We start from the raw sequence: 260 nt of genomic DNA, 5'->3' as shown, positions 1-260 counted from the left end.
GCGGATGGTCGTGGGTTCCGAGACGGTCGGTGAGTCGCTGGCCCGGGAGTGGGCGCGGGGGCGGCGGCTGGTTCACGCGTACGGTCCGACCGAGGCGACGGTGATCGTCGCGGTGGGTGAGGTGGATCCGGGGCGTGGTGGTCCGGTGCCGTTCGGCGGTCCGATCGCCAACACCCGCATCTACGTGCTGGACGACAGCCTCGAGCCGGTGCCCGTGGGTGTCGTGGGTGAGTTGTACATCGCCGGCGCCGGGCTGGCGC

At 72.3% G+C, this 260-nt stretch carries 1 protein-coding gene; it reads left to right on the top strand.

What is annotated here, in order from left to right; genetic code table 11:
- Positions 1-10: 10 nt before the first annotated feature.
- Positions 11-260, top strand: a 250-nt coding sequence (locus QSK22_RS33510) for an AMP-binding protein (protein WP_285498541.1), incomplete at its 3' end; no start/stop codon positions are given.

Source organism: Actinomadura sp. NBRC 104425, assembly GCF_030269545.1.
Lineage (GTDB): Bacteria > Actinomycetota > Actinomycetes > Streptosporangiales > Streptosporangiaceae > Spirillospora > Spirillospora keratinilytica.
This window is presented reverse-complemented; position numbering and strand designations above follow the sequence as displayed.